The organism is Streptomyces alkaliphilus (assembly GCF_014141535.1).
Taxonomy (GTDB): domain Bacteria; phylum Actinomycetota; class Actinomycetes; order Streptomycetales; family Streptomycetaceae; genus Streptomyces; species Streptomyces alkaliphilus.
Window position 1 is genome coordinate 1 of record NZ_VKHT01001341.1, and the last position, 1080, is coordinate 1080.

General features: G+C 73.9%; 1 protein-coding gene. It reads left to right on the plus strand.

Annotation, left to right across the window (positions count from 1 at the left end):
* The first annotated feature begins 119 nt into the window (after positions 1 to 119).
* Positions 120 to 965, plus strand: a complete 846-nt coding sequence (locus FNQ90_RS24365) for a DUF4397 domain-containing protein (protein WP_407699439.1) — start codon at positions 120 to 122, stop codon at positions 963 to 965.
* The last annotated feature ends 115 nt before the right edge of the window (positions 966 to 1080 follow it).

The window sequence follows — 1080 nt, forward strand, 5'->3', positions numbered from 1 at the left end:
GGGTCCGGCGGGGGAGCCGGGGAAATTTTCGAACCCGGTGCATCCGTACCACCCGCTCCCGCGGAAGCACGGGATGAACCTCCACATCACGGTGGAGAACGCCGCGAAGGGGAAAAATGATGAAGTACTCCCGCAGTGCCTCCTTTCTGGTCGCCGCCGCCGGTTCGTGCGCCCTCACCCTGGGGCTGGCCATCCCGGCCAGTGCGGACGAGCACGGGGATGACACCGCCACCGTGTCCGTCCTGCACGGTGTCCCCGGCCTGACCGTGGATGTCTACGCCAACGGCGAGATCCTCCTCCCGGACTTCCGGCCCGGCACCCTCACCGACCCGCTGGAGCTGCCCGCCGGTAGCTACGACCTGGCCGTCTACGAGGCCGGCGCCGACCCGGACGAGGCCGCCCCGGCCATCGAGCAGACCGTCGAGGTGCCCGGCGGGGCCAACGCCACCGTCGCGGCCCACCTGTCCGCCGGGGGCGACCCGCAGCTGACCGCCTTCGTCAACGACACCTCCGAGATAGCCGCCGGGGAGAGCCGTCTGACCGTCCGGCACGTGGCGGCGGCCCCCGCCGTGGACGTCCGCGCCGGCGGGACCCCGGTCTTCGAGGGTCTGGAGAACCCGAACGAGGCGTCCGCCGACCTGCCCGCCGGGATCGTGGAGGCCGATGTGGTCCTCGCCGGCACCGACGACGTGGTCATCGGCCCGGCCGAGCTCGACCTCACCGAGGGCGTCTCCACCATCGTGTACGCCTGGGGCAGCGCGGAGGACGGCACCCTCGACCTCGCCGTCCAGAGCATCGACGACCTGCACTCCGCGCCCGGCGGCGTGGACGCGGGCGGCAGCGGCACCATGGCGCCGATGAACTCCACCACCGAGGCCGCCCTGTGGGGCGTGGGCACCGCCGCCGCCCTGGCCGGCGTCGCCGGTCTCGCCCTGGTCCGCCGCCGCTCCGTCGAGCAGAGCTGATCGGGGGCCGCACCGCACCTCGACCGAATCCGACCACCGTGCGGCGTACGGCGCCGCCCCGAGCCCCCGGTCCGCACTCCCGGTCGGACCGGGAAGGGCCGCCCGGCCCCTTCAC

What these genes read in the sequence shown, in the direction of transcription:
- FNQ90_RS24365 (WP_407699439.1), top strand. Translation starts at nt 120, where the DNA reads ATGAAGTACTCCCGCAGTGCCTCCTTTCTGGTCGCCGCCGCCGGTTCG.